This is a genomic window from Rhodococcus sp. 320_ES (assembly GCF_059691855.1).
Window position 1 is genome coordinate 18062 of record NZ_JCAWAG010000006.1, and the last position, 17010, is coordinate 35071.

Sequence of the window (17010 nt, forward strand, 5' to 3'; positions counted from 1 at the left end):
CCGATCACGTCTGCCGCGCGGCGCTCTTGACCGCATGGGCGACCTCGGCGCGCAGCGCCGCGTACTCCGAGGTGCCGCGTAGTTCGTCCGGGTCGATACCCGTGCGCGGGAGATCGGATGCGATGTCCAGAGCGATTCGTCCGGGTCGGGTCGACAGCACCACGATGCGGGAACCGAGAAACGCCGCCTCGTCTGCACTGTGCGTGACGAAGACGGCGGTCCGCCCCGTTTCGTGGCCGACTCTGCGCACATCCTCCTGCAAGCGCTCGCGCGTGAGAGCGTCCAGCGCGGCGAACGGTTCGTCGAGCAGCAACAACGGCGTCTGCGCGGCCAAGGCGCGCGCGATAGCGACTCTCTGTTGCTGACCGCCCGATACTTCCCAGACCTTCCTGTTCTCGGTTCCGGTCAGACCGACCCGTTCGAGCAGTGCATCCCGCGTGACTCGCCGCTCGGTCTTGGGTACCTGCGCGTATCGCAGCGCGAGATCGATGTTGCCGCCCACGGTCTTCCACGGAAAGAGCCTGGGCTGCTGGAACACCACTCCCGCGCCGACTCCCGGTTCCGGACGTCGACCCGAGACGGTGACCGAACCCTCGGTCGGCGCGTCGAACCCTGCCACCAATCGCAACAGTGTGCTCTTGCCACACCCCGACGCGCCGACGAGAACCAGGAACTCACCGGGCTCGATGCGCAGATCGATGGGACCGAGGGCCGTTACCGCATCTTTCCCCGACCCGTAGACCCTGGTGACGTCGTCGAGGGTGACGGACCCGTCGACTCGGATGTCACCGGAGACGTCAGTCTGTGAGGACACCGGGGAGTCCCTTCGTATAGATGGCCGACTGGAACGTCGACAGATCCGGTGCCGACGGAATCTGCTGCTGTTCGGCCAGGAACTCGGCCGCGCTGTGCAGGTTGTCGGCAATGTTCCCCGGGTTGCCGTCGGTGCCGAGCCACTCCGGCGACGTCAGCTGATCCTTGGTCAGGAAGACACCTTGCGCGAGCTGGCCTTTGGCCTCGTCCTTGCTGATTCCGATCTCGGCTGCGACGGCGGTGGCAGCGGCATCCGGGTCGCTCTGCACCAGGTCCAGAGCGCGTGCTTCGACCTTGCGCCAGGTATCGACCACCTCGGGCTTCGATGTCGCGAGCGCCGTCGACACCACACCGAGGTCGAGGGTCGGCTTCCCGTTCGCGGCCAGCTCGCGGCTGGTGATCAGTGTCGTACCGTCTGTTCGGAGTTGATCGAGGGTAGGAAGCCAGGTGTACACGGCATCGACATCCCCCCGCTCCCACGCCGCCAGAGACGCCTGTGGTTGCAGGTCGATCAGCTGGACGTCGTTGGCCGTCAGACCGGCCTGATTCAGTGCGGCCAGAAGACTGTAGTGCGCGGTGGAGGCGAAGGCCGTAGCCACTCTCTTACCCCTCAGGTCGGCGACGGACTCGATCCCGGTCTCGTTCCGGGCAACCAGCGCTTCGTTGTCGCCGGCGACGTCGAGCACGAACGCCACCTGGTACGGAATGTTCAGTGGCGCAGACAATCCGCGCGCGACCGGACTGGAGCCGATTGCACCGAAGTCGATCTGGCCGGCGATGAACGCGGTGTTGATGTCAGCGCCCGAATCGAACTTCGTCCACTCGATGTTGTAGTCGGGGAGCGCGTCCTCGAGCCAGCGATTGTTCTTCACCACGAGATCGCCGCTCGGGAACGACTGGTAGGCCAGCCGCAGCGTGGGTTTGCTGCTGTCCGAGGCGTTGTCGCCTCCGACGGCGCAACCACCCAGTGCCAGCACGAGGACCGCCGCAGCCGCGACAACACGAACCAGTGATCTCATATCTTTCCCCTCCAGGGAACAGCGCGGCGCTCTGCCGCGCGTAACAGGCCGTCGATGATCAACCCCGAGATTCCGATGGCGAAGATGCCGACCAGGACCACCGGGGTGTTGTTGTAATTGCTTGCGTCCTTGACCATTCCGCCGATGCCGGGCAGGCCGTTGAACAGTTCTGCGGCGACGACCGACGAGTACGCCATTCCGACTGCCAGTCGAATCCCGGTGAACGTCTCCGGGAGCGCCGACGGAATCACCACGTCTTTCAACACGGCGAGACGTGACGCGCCCAACGCCCGGGCTGCTTCGATCAGAGCGGTCGGTGCAGCCAGAACGGCAGCGGTGGTCGCGACCGCAGTCGGAGGCAGAGCGGCGAGCGCCAACAGCGTCACCTTGGGCGCTTCGTCGATGCCGAGCCAGATGACGAGCAGGAAGAAGTACGCGAGCGGAGGCAGTGCCCGCAGAAACGTGAGCCAGGGCTCGAGAACCTTGCGAACCCACCCCACGGTGCCCATTGCCAAGCCCAGAACGATGCCCAGCACGACACCCACGACCACACCGAGCAGAACCCGCCGCAGCGTCATGTACAGGTGCTCCCAGAGCAGGAAACCTTGGTAGCCGCGGACGCCGTCGTGCGTGGTCGAGACCGTGACGAAGGCGTCCCACACGGTGGACGGGTACGGCACGAACGTCTCGTTCCAGACGCCGGACGACGCCGCGATCTGCCAGACGACGACGAAAGTCACGAAGGACAGCAAGGGAAGAGCGACGGTGGAGACGCCGAAGGATCTGCGGGCGCGACCTTTTCGGCGTGAGAGTGATTCGGTGACGCCAAGAGACGAGGACATGTAGGGGACTTCCCACGAAGGAGGACGAGCACGCGGTCGCGACAGAAGCGGGGAGATCACCGGCAACAGGAGGCGCGCATTCGGGAATTTGTACGCGACCGAGTTCGATCACGCAACTCGCCTGTGCCGCAACCGATGATGGGGTTTCGGTCCATAGTTTTGCTCGAGCTGATTCGAATTACCGATGCATTTCGAACCACGTCGATCCGAATGCTGTGCAGGATCGTCCGCTACCGGGAGAGTGATGCGACCATCCCTGCACTCCAACGGAGTTCCCATGAGCACCACGGTCTCGCCGTCAGCGCGAACAGACATCGACATCGCCATCGGCGTACTCATCGGTGTGTACGGATACACCCGCGAAAACGCCGTGGAGGTGCTGGTGAGGCGGGCGCGCAGTCAGAACGTCGGCCTACTGCGCGCGTCCCGGAACCTGATCGCGTCCGCGCAGATTCCGACCCGGCTGCGGACGTCGCGTGACTGATTCCGATCACGTCGATCCGAATGCTGTTGCGGTGCAGAGCGCTCTGCAAAGTTCGTGGTGTCACCGCATCGCCGGGTGACGGCCGAGAACACACCTGCGGATGTGGCCGAGCGGCGAGGCAACGGCCTGCAAAGCCGTGCACACGGGTTCGACTCCCGTCATCCGCTCGAATCGAGAACCTTCTCGAAGCAGTTCGAGAACAGCATGGACTCGTACGGCGGGAAGATCGGGATCCGCGTGTACCCGCTCTTCTCGTAGAGCCGAACGGCGTCGGGTTGACGGTCTCCGGTCTGCAGAATCAAGCGGGACAGGCCGGCGGCTCGCACCGCATTCTCCGCAGCGGCCAGAATCGCTTGCGACACTCCGGTTCCGCGGGCAGCCGGTCGCACGAACATGCGCTTCAATTCCAGATCGCCGCCGTTCCACCGCAGGGCGGCGTGGCCTACGGGCTCGCCGGCCGCGTACACGACGATCGTGGTCGCAACAGTCTCCAGTGCAACCGCATTCGCCTGCGCGCGCGCGAACTCGGCCTCCCGGTCGGCGTATCGCGGCCCGACTTCCGCTGCCATCTCCGCTCGCAGTTGTTCGGCATCCGGGTGATCCCAGTCGACCTCGCGAACGTCGTTCATTCGTTGATCACGACACGAAACCCTATGTGCCCACTCGATGTGTCGTCACCCGCCCCCGATCGAGCCGACGTGCGGTACCGCCGACAGTAACTCGCATGGCACATGTGCGACCCGCCGCGGATGACACCCCGATAATCTCGGCGGGCGGCGTCGAAGGCTCCCGTCGTCCACTCCCAGACGTTGCCGGTGCAGTTGTAGAGCCCGAACGCGTTGGGCGCGTACGACATCGCCGGCTCGGTCAGCACCGTGTCGGTTCGGGTACCGGGAAATTCGCCCTTCCACACGTTCATCCGCTCGAAGTCCTCGTCGGCGCCCCAGGGAAACGGCTTCTGCTCGAAGCCGCCGCGGGCAGCGAACTCCCACTGCTCCTCGCTCGGCAGGGACGTCCCCGACCACGTACAGAACGCGCGGGCGTCGCGTCGCGAGACGTGGGTGACGGGATGATCCGGCAGGTCGCGGACCGCGTCGACCCGCGACTCCCTACCCGACGGCCTACGCCACGTCGCACCGCCGACCACCCGCCACCACGGCGTGGGCGGAACGACGGGGGATGCGTCGGAGCTGGGGAGTGCCGCCGCGGCCACGAGGGAGTCTCCGAAGGTCTCCGCGTCGGTGACGTACCCGGTGTCGGATACGAAGGTGTCGAACTGCGCTACGGTCACGGTCGTCACCCCGATGGAGAACGGGTCGACGGGCACTGCCCGCACCGGTCCCTCGAGATCGGCGGGGTAGGCCAACTCGTCATCACTGCCCATGAGGAAGGTGCCGCCCGGCAACGGCACGAGGGCCGGAGCCGAACCACCGACCCCTACCGAACGCCCCTGCGCGCCCGGTCCTTCTCGAGAAGGGGAGCAACAGCCGGCCATCACTCCATGATCGCATGTGGTAGTCAGTGACCATGGCGAAAGAGAACGTCCTGCTGATCCATTGGCACGACCTGGGGCGGCATCTCGGCGCGTACGGCCATTCGTCCGTGTCGAGTCCGAGGCTCGACGCGCTGGCCGCGGAGGGGGTGCTGTTCACCCGAGCGCACGCCACTGCCCCGCTCTGTTCTCCGTCACGAGGATCGATGTTCACCGGTCGATATCCCCAGAGCAACGGGTTGGTGGGTTTGGCCCACCATGGATGGGAGTATCGGCCCGACGTCGAGACCCTCCCCGCGATCCTGTCTCGATCAGGTTGGCACACAACGCTGTTCGGTATGCAGCACGAGACGTCGTTCCCCTCTCGGCTCGGATTCGACGAGTTCGACGTCTCCAATTCCTACTGCGAGTACGTGGTGGAGAAGTCACAGGCATGGTTGCGCACCGAGCACCCCGAGCCGTTCCTGTTGACGGCGGGCTTCTTCGAGACGCACCGCCCGTATCCCCGCGAGCGCTACACACCCGACGACACGACGACGATCGAGGTTCCCGACTATCTGCCCGACACACCCGAGGTACGCGCCGATCTCGCCGAATTCCACGGATCGGTGACCGTTGCGGACGCCGCCGTCGGAAGGTTGCTCGACACTCTCACCGAGCAGGGTCTCGACGAGTCGACGTGGGTGGTCTTCTTCACCGACCACGGACCGGCGTTCCCGCGGGCCAAGTCGACGCTGTACGAGCCGGGTACCGGTATCGCATTGATCGTCCGGCCGCCCGCCGGTCGAGCAGCGACCACCACTCGTTACGACGACCTGTTCAGCGGTGTGGACCTGGTGCCCACGTTGCTCGAGCTGCTCGGTGTGCCCGTGCCGGAGGAGGTGCAGGGTATTTCGCACGCCTCCCAGCTGACGGTCGGCGGAGATCCGGCGCGTCAACAGGTGTTCACCTCGAAGACGTATCACGACTCGTTCGACCCCATCCGCGCCGTTCGAACCAAGCAGTTCAGCTACATCGAGAACTACGCCGCACGTCCCGAGCTGGACCTACCTTGGGACATCGAGGAGAGCCCGTCGGGCCAGGCGGTGATCGGCACGGTCGACGGACCGCGGCCCCCGCGAGAGCTGTACGACCTCACCGCGGATCCCGGCGAAACCGTGAATCTGCACGACGATCCGGACTACTCCGCGGTGGCGGCCGACCTCGCGATGCGCCTGCACACCTGGCGGGAGTTCACCCGCGACGTGATCCCGTCGGAGTTCGTCGGCGAACGAATTTCGGAGCGATACACCCACGACTACGCCGCGATTCACGGTTTGAAACTCCCCTCACGCTCGCCACTCAGCGCCGAACGCGGGATCGTCTCCGACTGATACACACATCGATCCGATCGGCAAGAATTACGATCATCGAGCTTGAAAAGCACTGGTGGGCGACGCAGTTCGGCAGCCGTTAGTATCTGCGACCATGAGCGATCAACCGCGTTCGTACCTGGTTCTCGCGTCGCAACGCAGCGGCAGCACACTGCTGGTGGAATCGCTTCGTGCCACCGGTCAGGCCGGTGAGCCGCACGAATTCTTTCAATACCTGCCGTCGACATCGCTTGCTCCCCAGCCGCGGCAGTGGTTCGAGGGAGTGACGGACGAAACGATCTTGGAACTGCTCGCGCCGCTGGAACCGGGAACACCGTCCACGGAGTCGAGCTCGGAGTGGCGCGACCGCATCCTTCGCGAGGGCCGGAGCTCGAACGGCGTGTGGGGCGGCAAACTGATGTGGAACCAGACGCCGCTTCTCCTCGACCGAGCGAACGATCTTCCGAACCGATCCGGTGACGATCTGTTGTCCGCAATTCACGATGTCGTCGGTGACCTCGTCTTCATCCACGTATACCGCACCGATGTTGTGGCGCAAGCAGTCTCGATGTGGCGCGCAGTGCAGACCCAGGTGTGGCGTGGTAAGGGCGACCCGGAGAAGGACGCCGCAGCCCAGTACCACGCCGACGGGATCGCGCACCTGCTCGCCATTCTCCAGGATCAGGAAGCACGCTGGCGAGAGTGGTTCTCGGACACAGGAATCGATCCCGTCGACGTGGACTTCGCGGACCTGGCCGCCGACACCACCGGAGTGACGGCGCGAGTGCTCTCCGCGATCGGCCTCGACCCCGACCTCGCCCCACCACCGGCACTGAAGCGTCAAGGCAATTCCCGGTCGGACGACTGGATCGCCCGTTTCAAGCAGGAACGAGTGGTCGCATGAGCGACACTCCGCGCCAGCTTCTGCGCATGGCCACCGCCGGCTCCGTGGACGACGGCAAGAGCACCTTGATCGGCCGCCTGATGTTCGACACGGACAGCCTTCCGCTCGATCACCTCGAGGCCGTCACCAAGTCCGACGGTGTGCCCGACCTCGCCGCGCTGTCGGACGGTCTGCGCGCGGAGCAGGAGCAGGGCATCACCATCGACGTGGCGTACCGGTTCTTCTCCACCGCCACCCGCAGCTACATCCTTGCGGACACCCCGGGCCACGAGCGCTACACCCGCAACATGTTCACCGGCGCCTCCAACGCCCACGTCGCGGTGTTGCTGGTCGACGCGCGTGCAGGCGTTCTGCGCCAAACCCGCCGCCACGCACGCATTTCCAGTCTGCTGGGGGTCAAGCGCCTGGTGGCTGCGGTGAACAAGATCGATCTGATCGACTACTCGGAATCACGCTTCCGGGACGTGGAAGCGGAACTGCAGCAGCTGGCGACGCGGCTCGGCGGCGTCGACCTGACGATCGTCCCACTGGCGGCGAAGGACGGTGACAACGTCGTCCACCGCTCCGCCAACACACCGTGGTACACCGGTCCGACGCTGCTGGAGTACCTCGAGTCCGTCGAGTTGACCGCTCCTGCAGCCGAACCCGCCGAACTACGCCTCCCCGTCCAATGGGTGTCACGACCGACTGCAGGAGAGCGTCGCCGCTACACCGGCCGGCTGTCGGCAGGCACCCTGTCCGTGGGCGACGCGGTTGCCGTGCTTCCCTCCGGATCCACCAGCACAGTGACCGAGCTCGACGCTCTGGACGAGAGCCGCACCGTTGCCGTTGCGCCGCTGTCGATCTCGATCGGTTTGGCGGACGACATCGACGTCGGCCGCGGCGATGTCATCGTGAGCGCAGCCGACGGCGCTCACCTTCCCGTGCTGGCCCGCGAGCTCGACGCGACCGTCTGCTGGTTCGGCGAAACCCCGCTGCGGGCCGGAGACCGAGTCCAGCTCAAGCACACCGCGTCGACCGTGCGCGCGACCGTCCAGGCCCTCGAGTCGAAGCTGGATCCCGAGACGCTCGACGAGCAGGACTCTCCCGTCGAGCTGGCACTCAACGACATCGGGTCCGTCACGCTGCGCACGTCGTCCATCGTCGTTGCCGATCCCTATCTCGGCAACCGCGACGCGGGTTCGTTCATTCTCATCGACGAGACCACCAACGACACCGTCGGCGCCGGAACCATCACCGTTGCCCGCGAGGTCAAACCGGGTGCGCAGACGCGCAACGACATCAAGTGGCACCCGTCGGCCCTCGACCGAGGGCAGCGCTGGGCGTCGACCGGTCAGCGCGGCGCCACCGTCTGGTTCACCGGTCTTCCGGCGTCCGGGAAATCCACAGTGGCCGTCGCGTTGGAGCGGGCACTGGTCGAGTCCGGTCGCACCGCATACCTTCTCGACGGCGACAACGTGCGGCACGGACTGTCCGACGACCTCGGTTTCAGCCCCGGTGACCGCGCCGAGAACGTCAGGCGCGTCGGGCATCTCACCCGGCTACTGGCCGACGCCGGTGTCGTCGCCATCGCGTCGTTGGTCTCGCCGCTCCGATCGGACCGCGAGATCGCGCGTGCACTAAACGACGCGGCAGACCTGAGGTTCATCGAGGTGGCCGTGACCACTCCCCTGGCAGAGTGCGAACGACGCGACCCCAAAGGCCTCTACGCCCGCGCACGGGCCGGAGAACTGAAGGGGTTGACCGGAATCGACGCTCCCTACGAGACTCCCGAGGATCCCGACCTGTCGATCGACACCACCGGTGCGGACATCGACGATCTTGTCCGGCAGGTACTCGAGGTGCTGGGACAGTAGTGCACTGCAGCCTGTCTCAGCTGATCAGGTTCTCGCTCTTCAGCCAATCGAACGCGACGTTCGCCGGGTCTTGCCCCTCGATGTCGACCCGCCCGTTCAGATCCTGCATCAGATCGTCGGTGAGGCGTTCCGACACCTGCCCCAGCAGGTCGGCCACGGCCGGGTACTGCTCGTAGATGCTTGCCCGCAGTACGGCTGAGCCGCTGTAGGGCAAGAAGTACTTCCGATCGTCCTCCAGCACAGTCAAATCGAGGTTCTTGATACGGCCGTCGGTCGTGTAGACCATACCGAAGTTGCACGGCGCGCTCTGCGCGGTCGACGGGTAGATCACTCCAGCGTCCATACGGGTGATGTTTGCGGTGGGAACACCACCGGGGCCGTTGAGCGACATTCCGTACTTCTCCAACATCGGTACGAATCCGTCTGCGCGCGAGAAGAACTCATCGTCGACGCAGAACGTTCGGTCCGATACCGGCAGCTTCGCGACGTCGGACAGCGTCGCGACGTTCAGCCGTTGCGCAGTAGCCGCGGAGGCTGCGAAGGCGTAGGTGTCGTTGAAGTTGGCCGGCGGCAGCCATTCGAGGTCGTGATCGGCCTTCTCGATGTCGTGGACCTTCTGCCACAACTCTTGCGGGTCGGAGATGGTCTCGGTCTCGGCGTGGTAATTGACCCAACCCGTTCCGGTGTATTCCCACAGGATGTCGGCGTCGCCGTTCAGTTGCGCCTGCCGTGACGACGCGGAGCCCGGCGCACCGGTCAGGTCCGACACGTCGGCTCCAGCCGCCGCTAGATATGTCGCAGTGATCTTCCCGAGAATTACTCCCTCGGTGAAACTCTTGGACGTGACCACCAAGCCGGCCCCGTCGAGGGGGCGTTCCCGGCCCGGCAACGACGCCGACTTGAAGGTGCCCGACGAACTGACGAGGCCGCAGCTTGCCACTGTCGTCGCGACCAGACCGGCGCTGACGAGGACGGCGAGGCGGTGACGCAGGCTGCTCATGCCACTCCCTTGGGTGTTGCGATCAGCTCGATCAGGCGGCCGAGCCAGTCGATGGTCAACGCCAACAGCGCCACCAGGATCGCTCCGGAGATGAGCAGCTTGGGCAGGAACAGCGTGACGCCGGTGGTGATGAGTGTGCCGAGGCTGGTGGCTCCGATGAAGGTGCTGAGCGTGGCAGTGCCGACCAAGATGACGAGTGCGGTGCGAATACCGTTGAGGATGACCGGCACTGCGAGCGGGAGCTCCACCTGCACCAGCGTGCGCACACCGGAGAAGCCGATGCCGCGCGCCGCTTCGATCGTGCGCTGATCGACCTGCTGCAGTCCCACGATGGTGTTCTGCAGAATCGGCAGGATCGCGTAGACGACGAGACCGACCACCGCAGTTCGGAATCCGGTGCCGAGCCACATGGTGAGCAACACGATCAGGCCCACCGCGGGAGCAGCCTGTCCGACGTTCGCGAAGTTGACGACGATCGGGTTGAATTTCTTGGCTTTCTCTCTCGTCAGCGCGATGCCGAGCGGAACCGCGATCGCCACGACGATGACGGTTGCCGTCAGCGTCAGAATCACGTGTGAGGCCAACGTCGTTCGGAGGTTGTCCCATCCGAGCGACGCTTTCTCGGTCGAGGTGAGTGTGGTCGAGCGGTACCACACGACGTACGCGACACCGAGGACGACGACCACGAGCGGTTCGAGCCAGACATCGATCGGTGTGCTGCGAAAACGGGTCACGATCCGGAGCCATCCGTGTGCGAGACGTAGGACGAGGCGTCGTTCGGACGGGCCTCGGACAGCTGATTTCGGATCACGGTCATCACGGTCGAGATGGTCAGCGCTCCGGTCACAGCGCCGCGGCCGTCGGTCACCAGGACCCCGCCCTGACTGGCCGCGAGCATGGTGTCCAGCGCGTCGTTGAGGGTCGACGACGGGGCTACCGTCGGTAGACGAGTGTCGACGTAGTCCGAGACACGCTCCTTGGTAGCCAGCTCGTCCAGCGACGGCCACGCACGCGGCCGACCGTCGTCGTCGACCACGACGATCCACGTGGCACCGTGGGCTCGCGCCTGTGTGATCACGTCCTGCGACGGGTCGCCCACGCGTGCGGTGACCACAGGCTCGTGGGCGACGTCCTTGACCCTGGACAGGGTGAGATGGGCCAGTGTGGCACCCGACCCGACGAACTCCTCGACGAAGGGCGTCGCCGGATTCGCCAAGATCTCAGCCGGGGTGGCGTACTGCTCGATGTGTCCGCCCTCGGAAAGGATGAGCACCTTGTCGCCGAGTTTGGTGGCCTCCTCGAAGTCGTGTGTGACGATGACGATGGTCTTGCCGAGCTCGTGCTGAATCGCGATCAGTCTGTCCTGCAGGCGGACTCGGGTGATGGGGTCGACGGCGCCGAACGGCTCGTCCATGAGCAGAACCGGCGGATCCGCCGCCAGAGCTCGGGCGACGCCCACTCGTTGCTGCTGACCGCCGGACATGTCCTTGGGCAGGCGGTCTCGAAAAGTGTTTGCGTCGAGACCGACCAGATCGAGCAGATACTCGGTGCGCTCGTCGATGCGTTTCGAATCCCATCCGAGCACCTTGGGAATGGCCCCGACGTTCCTTGCCACCGACCAGTGTGGGAACAGCCCGCCCGACTGGATGACGTATCCGATGGACTGGCGCAGCTTGTCCGCGTCCTCGCCGGTCACGTCGCGGTCGCCGATGAAGATGCGGCCCTCACTCGGTTCGATGAGTCGATTGATCATCTTCAGCGTGGTGGTCTTTCCGCAACCGGACGGACCGACGAACGCGACGATGTCGCCGGCCTCGATTTCGAGGTCGAGCTTCTTGACGGCCGGCTTGTCCTGACCGCGATACTGCTTGACGACGCCGTCGAGGCGGATGGACGCGCCGGTGACTGTGCGATTCGTCGCGGCTGTGGTCGTTGTGGTGGTGTCGGTCATCAGAGTCCCTTGGCAATCGTGAGGCGCCCGAGAAGGACGAGCAGGGCGTCGAACACCAACGCGATGACGACGATGAGAATCGTTCCGGTGGCGGCCATTTCGAGGGCGTTGGTACCGCCGAGGCGGGAGAGCCCGTTGAAGATGAGTGATCCGAGGCCGGGACCCAGGACGTACGCGACGATCGCAGCGACACCGATGACCATCTGCGTCGACACCCGAATTCCGGTGAGGATGACCGGCCACGCGATCGGAAGGGCGACTTGGAGCAGGATGCGGCGCTGCGAGAACCCGATACCTCTCGCGGACTCGATAACGGACTCCGGAACCGACCGCAGCCCTACGACCGCATTGCCGACCACCGGCATGGCCGCGAAGAATGCCAACATAATGAACGAGGGCACCACACCGAGACCGAACGGCACGATGAGCAACGCGAGGAGTGCCAGAGACGGAATGGTGAGTGCGATTCGGCTCGTGGTGAGGGTGAGTGTCGACAGCAGCGGCAATCGATACACCGCGATCGCCACCACGACGGCCAGGACGGTTCCCACGAGAACGGTCTGAAACGCCAGCGACGCATGCTGATACGTCAAGAACGCGAGAAACCCCTCCCGCCCCTTCAGGTAGTTCAACAAGTTCACGCAATTCTCCCTCGCCGTCGGGCGAGACTATATCCGTGCATCTGATCGCCGCGCAGACTCGCGAGTACGGGAGGTCCGTCCGAGCTGGGAAAAGAAGTTTGAATCACGCCGAGCGAAAGTCGTCCGACAGCATAAGAATCACGATGATCGCAATCGGCGCTTACCTCGCATATCGCCGATAGCGTTCCAATTCATGTCCGACACATCCGCCGAGCGAGCAGGCGACCGGTCCATCGACGACGTGCGACGTACCTGGCTGACCGAGGATTGGGCTTCCGTGGTGGTGGGCCTGGTGCTCATCGCTCTCGTTCTGCTCGGCGTGATTCCGGGGAGCCTGATCCCGTGAGCGACAACCTGGCTCTGGAGAACGAGCGCGCGAGTCGCGGTCTGCCCTTGGCGGTGGGCGGTGTGGCCGTCGTACTCGTTCTGGGCGCACTGGTCCGGTTCCTCGACACGCAGGTTCCGAACTGGCTGTCCGACACTCCTTTCGAGCGGCTCGGTAAGGCAATCGAGTTCCCGGTGTACGCAATTGCGCTGGGACTGCTCGGCAACGTCGTGCTCGGAAGGCTGGGCGTACGAGAGAAGTTGTCCGGCGGGTACCGGACCGAGTTCTTCATCAAGACCGGCCTCGTGCTGCTGGGCGCATCGGTCGATCTGAAGGTTCTCGTGACCGCGGCGGGACCGGCCGTCGTTCAGGCAATCTTGTTGATCACCATCGTCTTCGGGTTCACCTGGTGGTTCGCGGGCAGGCTGGGGATCGACGACAAGCTGCGAGCGCTGCTGGCGTCGGCCGTCTCGATCTGCGGCGTCAGCGCGGCCATCGCCGCAGCCGGTGCGGTACAGGCGAAGAAGGAGCAACTCGCCTACAGCGCGTCGCTCGTGATCGTGTTCGCTCTGCCGTCGATCTTCGTTCTTCCCTGGCTCGCAGGCGTTTTCGGGTTGTCCGACGCGGTCGCCGGCGCCTGGATCGGGGGAAACATCGACACCACCGCGGCGGTCGCCGCGTCGGGTGCCATCGCCGGCGAGGACGCCCTGCAAATCGCCACCATCGTCAAGACGACTCAGAACGCGCTGATCGGTGTCGTCGCGATCGCACTCACCGCCTACTTCGCAGTGAAGGTGAAGCGGACGTCGTCGGCTCGTCCGACGTTGCGCGACTTCTGGGCACGGTTCCCCAAGTTCGTCCTCGGTTTCGTCGCCGCGTCGATCGTCGGCACGCTGTGGGTGGCCAACGCCTCCGGCGGCAAAGCCGACATCACGACAGTCAACGACCTTCGAACCTGGTTCCTCATCTTCGCGTTCGTCTCGATCGGACTGGAATTCTCCGCATCCGGAATACGCGAGGCGGGGTGGCGTCCGATCGTGGTGTTCGGTTCTGCCACCGTCGTCAACATCGTTGTGGCGCTGGGCCTTGCGACAGTCCTGTTCGGCAGCTTCGAGTTACCGTCGACCTGAGGGCGACCCGGCTGGGAATCGATCAAATCCGGACGATTGAAACTCTGCCGATCGTGAGCTCACTCGACGAAACTGGGTGCCATGACCTCGAGTCGAGTAATTCGAAATGTGGTGCTTCCCGATGCCAGTCCCGACGTATGGGCGTGGCGGCTTTCCGGGGCCTGCCGGTCTGCTGATCCGACGCTGTTCTTCGCGCCGACGCGCGAACGTGGCAATCGGCGACGAGACCGGGAAGATTCCGCCAAGGCCATCTGCGCATCGTGCCCTGTAATCGAACCGTGCCTGCGCCACGCACTCGACGCCGGTGAGCCCCACGGCGTGTGGGGCGTCACAACCGCGGCCGAGCGGTGGTCGATGCTGCAGACCCGATCGCGCTCGGCCTGAGGGCGCCTCAGGCCCCGCTGCGATACGTCGCCGGCGGGCTCCCCACCAGCGCGGTCCACGCCCGCGTCAGGTGCGGTTGGTCGCTGAAGCCCAGTTCGGTTGCGAGAACTGCGAAGTCGACAGGTTCCCCGCTGTGGACGGCAGCGGCCACGTCGAGCATGCGGCACCGCTGAATCACCCACTTCGGTCCGATCCCGACGTACTCGACGAACCTGCGCTGCAACGTCCGTAGGCTCACACCGGCTATCGCGGCCAGTTGCTCGGCCCGTACGACGGAGCGATCCTGCTCCACACGGGAGACGAGATCGGCGATCTCCAACGCCACTCGGTCGTCCTCGATGTCGACGGAGAGCAACCACCGGTTCATTCCGTCGACAAGATCGTTGTCCGAACGCGAGGAGTCGAGAAGCCAGGCGGCCATCGGAACGTCGTCGACTCCCGTCACCTCGCCGGCGGGGACGACCCGATCGGTCAACGACCGGACGCTCTGCCGCATGAACGGACGGAAGCACCCCGGCCGAAACGACGCCCCGATCACGTGTCCCGTCCCGACCAGGGTGCGCATGAAGGCGCGGCGGTTGATGCCGTGCACGAAGAGGCGTCCGTTTTCGGCGGCGACATGAATGCACGACTGGGGGATAACGGGCTGATCGTGCGGTTCGATGTCGGTCCAGCGGACGCGCCAGTAGTAGTCGACCCAGGGGGCCAATTCGGCAGCGGGCGCCCGCCTCGCGACGTCGATTCGCCGGGCGGCCTCGGTCGGGCGCAGGATGGCCTCGTCGTGACCGCGAGGACCGTCTGATGTGTCTGGGATGTGAGAAGTCTTCCATCTCGGACCGTCACCGGGAAAGAATCCGGTGCTGCTGACCGCGCTCACCGCGGTTACCAGCACCGGATTGCACACGAGGGGGCCCGAGACCTTCACAATGGACACGTGAGCGATACCGGTTGGACCTATCTGATGGACATGGACGGGGTTCTCGTGCACGAGGATCACCTGATCCCCGGAGCGGACGAGTTCCTCACCGAACTCCAGGAGTCGGGCACCAAGTTCGTCGTACTGACGAACAACTCGATTCGTACACGCCGTGACCTGCAGGCGCGTCTGCGTCGCACCGGGCTGGAGATCCCCGAGGAATCCATCTGGACCTCGGCGCTGGCCACTGCGACGTTTCTGGCGAACCAGCGGCCCAACGGCACCGCGTACGTGGTCGGCGAATCGGGCCTGACGACTGCGCTGCACGACATCGGCTACATCATCACCGACATCGAGCCGGACTACGTCGTGCTCGGCGAGACACGGACGTACTCGTTCGAGGCCATCACCACCGCCATTCGCCTCGTGGAGCGGGGTGCGCGGTTCATTGCCACGAACCCCGACGCCACCGGACCCTCGCGCGACGGTTCGCTGCCAGCCACCGGATCGGTCGCTGCGCTCATCACGCGCGCGACGGGCAAGGAGCCGTACTACGTGGGCAAGCCGAACGCGCTGATGATGCGCTCGGCGCTGCGGGCCATCGGGGCGCACTCGGAGAGCACGCTGATGATCGGCGACCGCATGGACACCGACGTCGTGTCCGGGCTCGAAGCTGGTCTGCAGACGATCCTGGTGCTGACCGGCATCTCGACCATCGCCAGCATGGAACAGTTCCCGTATCGGCCGACGAAGGTGATCAACTCCGTGGCCGATCTGGTCGGCAAGACAGCGTCGCCGTTCGGATGAGGTTCGTCTACTCGCGACCGGACCGAAGCGTCGACGCCTCGGGAGTTCGGCAGTCCTTCGACCACATCGACGACGCCCGAGAAGCCTTGCAGGAGGGCGCAACCGTGGTGGGCGCCATCGGGTTCGAGACCGACACGCTGTGCGCCCTGGTGGAGCCGGAGACGTTCACGCGGTCCGACGCACCGTGGATCGGTGAGCCGACGACCCTTCCGGGCGCAGTCATCGCCTCACGCAACCCACCACCTGCCAATCACGTTGCGCGCGTGCGCCGTGCACTCGCCATCCTGAACCATCCGAATTCAGCTTTGCGCAAGGTGGTGCTCGCCCGGTCGATGACGCTGGTGTTCGATGCCCCGCTGGACCCAATTGCGCTGGTGACGAAGCTGATTGCGTCCAACCCGGGCCACAACGGATTCTGCGCGGACCTCACCGCGGCGCGGGGCCAGTACTACGGCCGCCACCTCGTGGGCGCGAGCCCCGAGCTGCTGATTCGGCGAACGGGCACCGAGGTGGCGTGTCGACCGTTCGCCGGAACTGCTGCGAGACTGGAGGATCCGGTGGCCGACGCCGCTGCCGGCGCCGCCCTTCTGGCGAGCGAGAAGAATCTTGCCGAGCATCGCTTCGTCGTCGACGCCATTGCTGAAGCCCTCGAGCCGCTGTGCAGTGACATTTCAGTACCCGACGGCCCGACGCTGACGAGCACGCCCGCCGTGTGGCATCTCGCGACGCCGATCACCGCCACACTGAAGGACCCGTCGACCTCCGCGCTGGATCTTGCGCTCGCTCTTCATCCGACGCCTGCGGTGGCCGGTACTCCGACACCGCTTGCGTTGCAGACCATTCGACTCCTGGAAGGCGGACGGAGTCGCGGCTTCTACGCCGGGATGGTCGGCTGGTGCGACGCATCCGGCGACGGAGAGTGGATGGTGGCGATTCGCTGCATCGATCTCGCCCTCGACGGACTCAGCGGTGTGGCGACCGCGGGCGGCGGCATCGTGGCGGATTCCGATGCAGACGCCGAGCTGGAGGAGACGACGGCGAAGTTCGGGACGATCCTGGCGGCTACCCCTGTGCGCGAATTCGGCCCCTAGAGG

Annotated in this window: 19 protein-coding genes and 1 tRNA gene; 10 read left to right on the forward strand and 10 right to left on the reverse strand. The window is 65.2% G+C overall.

The features are described 5' to 3' along the window. Positions 1-4: 4 nt before the first annotated feature. The 3 genes from AC59JP_RS20650 to AC59JP_RS20660 are packed head-to-tail and all read right to left on the reverse strand — an operon-like array spanning position 5 to position 2674. A complete protein-coding gene (locus AC59JP_RS20650) occupies positions 5-784 on the reverse strand; it encodes an ABC transporter ATP-binding protein (protein ID WP_497327921.1) in 780 nt (259 codons plus the stop codon). Between the two features lie 13 nt (positions 785-797). Continuing rightward, complete coding sequence (locus tag AC59JP_RS20655; protein WP_497327707.1) at positions 798-1832, reverse strand: taurine ABC transporter substrate-binding protein; 1035 nt, start codon at positions 1830-1832, stop codon at positions 798-800. Next, the gene (locus AC59JP_RS20660) at positions 1829-2674 is read right to left on the reverse strand and encodes an ABC transporter permease (protein WP_497327708.1); all 846 of its coding nucleotides are present in this window, start codon (positions 2672-2674) and stop codon (positions 1829-1831) included. Before AC59JP_RS20660 ends, AC59JP_RS20655 begins: the two co-directional genes overlap by 4 nt. A 277-nt stretch (positions 2675-2951) precedes the next feature. Between AC59JP_RS20660 and AC59JP_RS20665 the strand changes: the two genes are divergently transcribed. Then, the gene (locus AC59JP_RS20665) at positions 2952-3158 is read left to right on the forward strand and encodes an ANTAR domain-containing protein (RefSeq protein ID WP_497327709.1); all 207 of its coding nucleotides are present in this window, start codon (positions 2952-2954) and stop codon (positions 3156-3158) included. 96 nt (positions 3159-3254) lie between these two features. Next, positions 3255-3325: transfer RNA gene (locus AC59JP_RS20670), tRNA-Cys, on the forward strand. Here the strand turns inward: AC59JP_RS20670 and AC59JP_RS20675 are convergent. Next, positions 3317-3787: a GNAT family N-acetyltransferase gene (locus AC59JP_RS20675; RefSeq protein ID WP_497327710.1), complete on the reverse strand. Its 471-nt coding sequence runs from the start codon at positions 3785-3787 to the stop codon at positions 3317-3319. The genes AC59JP_RS20670 and AC59JP_RS20675 overlap by 9 nt on opposite strands. Continuing rightward, positions 3784-4653 (reverse strand): formylglycine-generating enzyme family protein, encoded by an 870-nt coding sequence (locus AC59JP_RS20680; RefSeq protein ID WP_497327711.1) that lies wholly within the window; start codon positions 4651-4653, stop codon positions 3784-3786. The genes AC59JP_RS20675 and AC59JP_RS20680 overlap by 4 nt, the downstream gene beginning before the upstream one ends. Positions 4654-4685: 32 nt before the next feature. On the opposite strand from AC59JP_RS20680, the gene AC59JP_RS20685 reads away from it, so the two are divergent. From AC59JP_RS20685 to cysC, 3 genes are all read left to right on the forward strand, one after another. Next, positions 4686-6023 (forward strand): sulfatase family protein, encoded by a 1338-nt coding sequence (locus AC59JP_RS20685; protein WP_497327712.1) that lies wholly within the window; start codon positions 4686-4688, stop codon positions 6021-6023. A gap of 94 nt (positions 6024-6117) precedes the next feature. Further along, positions 6118-6906 carry a trehalose 2-sulfotransferase gene (stf0, locus tag AC59JP_RS20690; RefSeq protein WP_497327713.1) on the forward strand — a complete coding sequence of 263 codons (789 nt, stop codon included), beginning with the start codon at positions 6118-6120 and terminating at the stop codon, positions 6904-6906. Then, positions 6903-8762, forward strand: a complete 1860-nt coding sequence (gene cysC / locus AC59JP_RS20695; RefSeq protein ID WP_497327714.1) for an adenylyl-sulfate kinase — start codon at positions 6903-6905, stop codon at positions 8760-8762. Before stf0 ends, cysC begins: the two co-directional genes overlap by 4 nt. 16 nt (positions 8763-8778) lie before the next feature. On the opposite strand, the gene AC59JP_RS20700 is transcribed toward cysC, so the two are convergent. Genes AC59JP_RS20700 through AC59JP_RS20715 form a run of 4 tightly spaced genes read right to left on the reverse strand, consistent with a single transcriptional unit; the run spans position 8779 to position 12354 of the window. Continuing rightward, positions 8779-9762 (reverse strand): glycine betaine ABC transporter substrate-binding protein, encoded by a 984-nt coding sequence (locus tag AC59JP_RS20700; protein ID WP_497327715.1) that lies wholly within the window; start codon positions 9760-9762, stop codon positions 8779-8781. After that, positions 9759-10496: an ABC transporter permease gene (locus AC59JP_RS20705; RefSeq protein WP_497327716.1), complete on the reverse strand. Its 738-nt coding sequence runs from the start codon at positions 10494-10496 to the stop codon at positions 9759-9761. The genes AC59JP_RS20700 and AC59JP_RS20705 overlap by 4 nt, the downstream gene beginning before the upstream one ends. Then, positions 10493-11713 carry a betaine/proline/choline family ABC transporter ATP-binding protein gene (locus AC59JP_RS20710; protein WP_497327717.1) on the reverse strand — a complete coding sequence of 407 codons (1221 nt, stop codon included), beginning with the start codon at positions 11711-11713 and terminating at the stop codon, positions 10493-10495. Before AC59JP_RS20710 ends, AC59JP_RS20705 begins: the two co-directional genes overlap by 4 nt. Beyond that, entirely contained in the window at positions 11713-12354 is a 642-nt protein-coding gene (locus AC59JP_RS20715) for an ABC transporter permease (RefSeq protein ID WP_497327718.1), read from the reverse strand. The genes AC59JP_RS20710 and AC59JP_RS20715 overlap by 1 nt, the downstream gene beginning before the upstream one ends. A gap of 193 nt (positions 12355-12547) precedes the next feature. Between AC59JP_RS20715 and AC59JP_RS20720 the strand changes: the two genes are divergently transcribed. The 3 genes from AC59JP_RS20720 (at position 12548) to AC59JP_RS20730 (ending at position 14193) form a co-directional block, all read left to right on the forward strand. Beyond that, positions 12548-12700 (forward strand): hypothetical protein, encoded by a 153-nt coding sequence (locus AC59JP_RS20720; RefSeq protein ID WP_497327719.1) that lies wholly within the window; start codon positions 12548-12550, stop codon positions 12698-12700. Next, a complete protein-coding gene (locus AC59JP_RS20725) occupies positions 12697-13809 on the forward strand; it encodes a YeiH family protein (protein ID WP_497327720.1) in 1113 nt (370 codons plus the stop codon). Before AC59JP_RS20720 ends, AC59JP_RS20725 begins: the two co-directional genes overlap by 4 nt. Positions 13810-13890: 81 nt before the next feature. After that, positions 13891-14193, forward strand: coding sequence for a WhiB family transcriptional regulator (locus AC59JP_RS20730; RefSeq protein ID WP_497327721.1), 303 nt, complete (start codon positions 13891-13893; stop codon positions 14191-14193). Between the two features lie 7 nt (positions 14194-14200). Here AC59JP_RS20730 and AC59JP_RS20735 read toward each other — a convergent pair whose 3' ends face one another. Beyond that, a complete protein-coding gene (locus AC59JP_RS20735; protein ID WP_497327722.1) occupies positions 14201-15127 on the reverse strand; it encodes an AraC family transcriptional regulator in 927 nt (308 codons plus the stop codon). A gap of 27 nt (positions 15128-15154) precedes the next feature. On the opposite strand from AC59JP_RS20735, the gene AC59JP_RS20740 reads away from it, so the two are divergent. Together AC59JP_RS20740 and AC59JP_RS20745 are read left to right on the forward strand one after the other, a co-directional pair. Then, a complete protein-coding gene (locus tag AC59JP_RS20740; protein WP_497327922.1) occupies positions 15155-15916 on the forward strand; it encodes an HAD-IIA family hydrolase in 762 nt (253 codons plus the stop codon). Then, complete coding sequence (locus AC59JP_RS20745; protein ID WP_497327723.1) at positions 15913-17007, forward strand: isochorismate synthase; 1095 nt, start codon at positions 15913-15915, stop codon at positions 17005-17007. Before AC59JP_RS20740 ends, AC59JP_RS20745 begins: the two co-directional genes overlap by 4 nt. Positions 17008-17010 lie beyond the last annotated feature (3 nt).

What these genes read in the sequence shown, in the direction of transcription:
- AC59JP_RS20655 (WP_497327707.1), bottom strand. Translation starts at nt 1,832, where the DNA reads ATGAGATCACTGGTTCGTGTTGTCGCGGCTGCGGCGGTCCTCGTGCTG.
- AC59JP_RS20660 (WP_497327708.1), bottom strand. Translation starts at nt 2,674, where the DNA reads ATGTCCTCGTCTCTTGGCGTCACCGAATCACTCTCACGCCGAAAAGGT.
- AC59JP_RS20665 (WP_497327709.1), top strand. Translation starts at nt 2,952, where the DNA reads ATGAGCACCACGGTCTCGCCGTCAGCGCGAACAGACATCGACATCGCC.
- AC59JP_RS20675 (WP_497327710.1), bottom strand. Translation starts at nt 3,787, where the DNA reads ATGAACGACGTTCGCGAGGTCGACTGGGATCACCCGGATGCCGAACAA.
- AC59JP_RS20680 (WP_497327711.1), bottom strand. Translation starts at nt 4,653, where the DNA reads ATGGCCGGCTGTTGCTCCCCTTCTCGAGAAGGACCGGGCGCGCAGGGG.
- AC59JP_RS20685 (WP_497327712.1), top strand. Translation starts at nt 4,686, where the DNA reads ATGGCGAAAGAGAACGTCCTGCTGATCCATTGGCACGACCTGGGGCGG.
- stf0 (WP_497327713.1), top strand. Translation starts at nt 6,118, where the DNA reads ATGAGCGATCAACCGCGTTCGTACCTGGTTCTCGCGTCGCAACGCAGC.
- cysC (WP_497327714.1), top strand. Translation starts at nt 6,903, where the DNA reads ATGAGCGACACTCCGCGCCAGCTTCTGCGCATGGCCACCGCCGGCTCC.
- AC59JP_RS20700 (WP_497327715.1), bottom strand. Translation starts at nt 9,762, where the DNA reads ATGAGCAGCCTGCGTCACCGCCTCGCCGTCCTCGTCAGCGCCGGTCTG.
- AC59JP_RS20710 (WP_497327717.1), bottom strand. Translation starts at nt 11,713, where the DNA reads ATGACCGACACCACCACAACGACCACAGCCGCGACGAATCGCACAGTC.
- AC59JP_RS20720 (WP_497327719.1), top strand. Translation starts at nt 12,548, where the DNA reads ATGTCCGACACATCCGCCGAGCGAGCAGGCGACCGGTCCATCGACGAC.
- AC59JP_RS20730 (WP_497327721.1), top strand. Translation starts at nt 13,891, where the DNA reads ATGACCTCGAGTCGAGTAATTCGAAATGTGGTGCTTCCCGATGCCAGT.
- AC59JP_RS20740 (WP_497327922.1), top strand. Translation starts at nt 15,155, where the DNA reads ATGGACATGGACGGGGTTCTCGTGCACGAGGATCACCTGATCCCCGGA.
- AC59JP_RS20745 (WP_497327723.1), top strand. Translation starts at nt 15,913, where the DNA reads ATGAGGTTCGTCTACTCGCGACCGGACCGAAGCGTCGACGCCTCGGGA.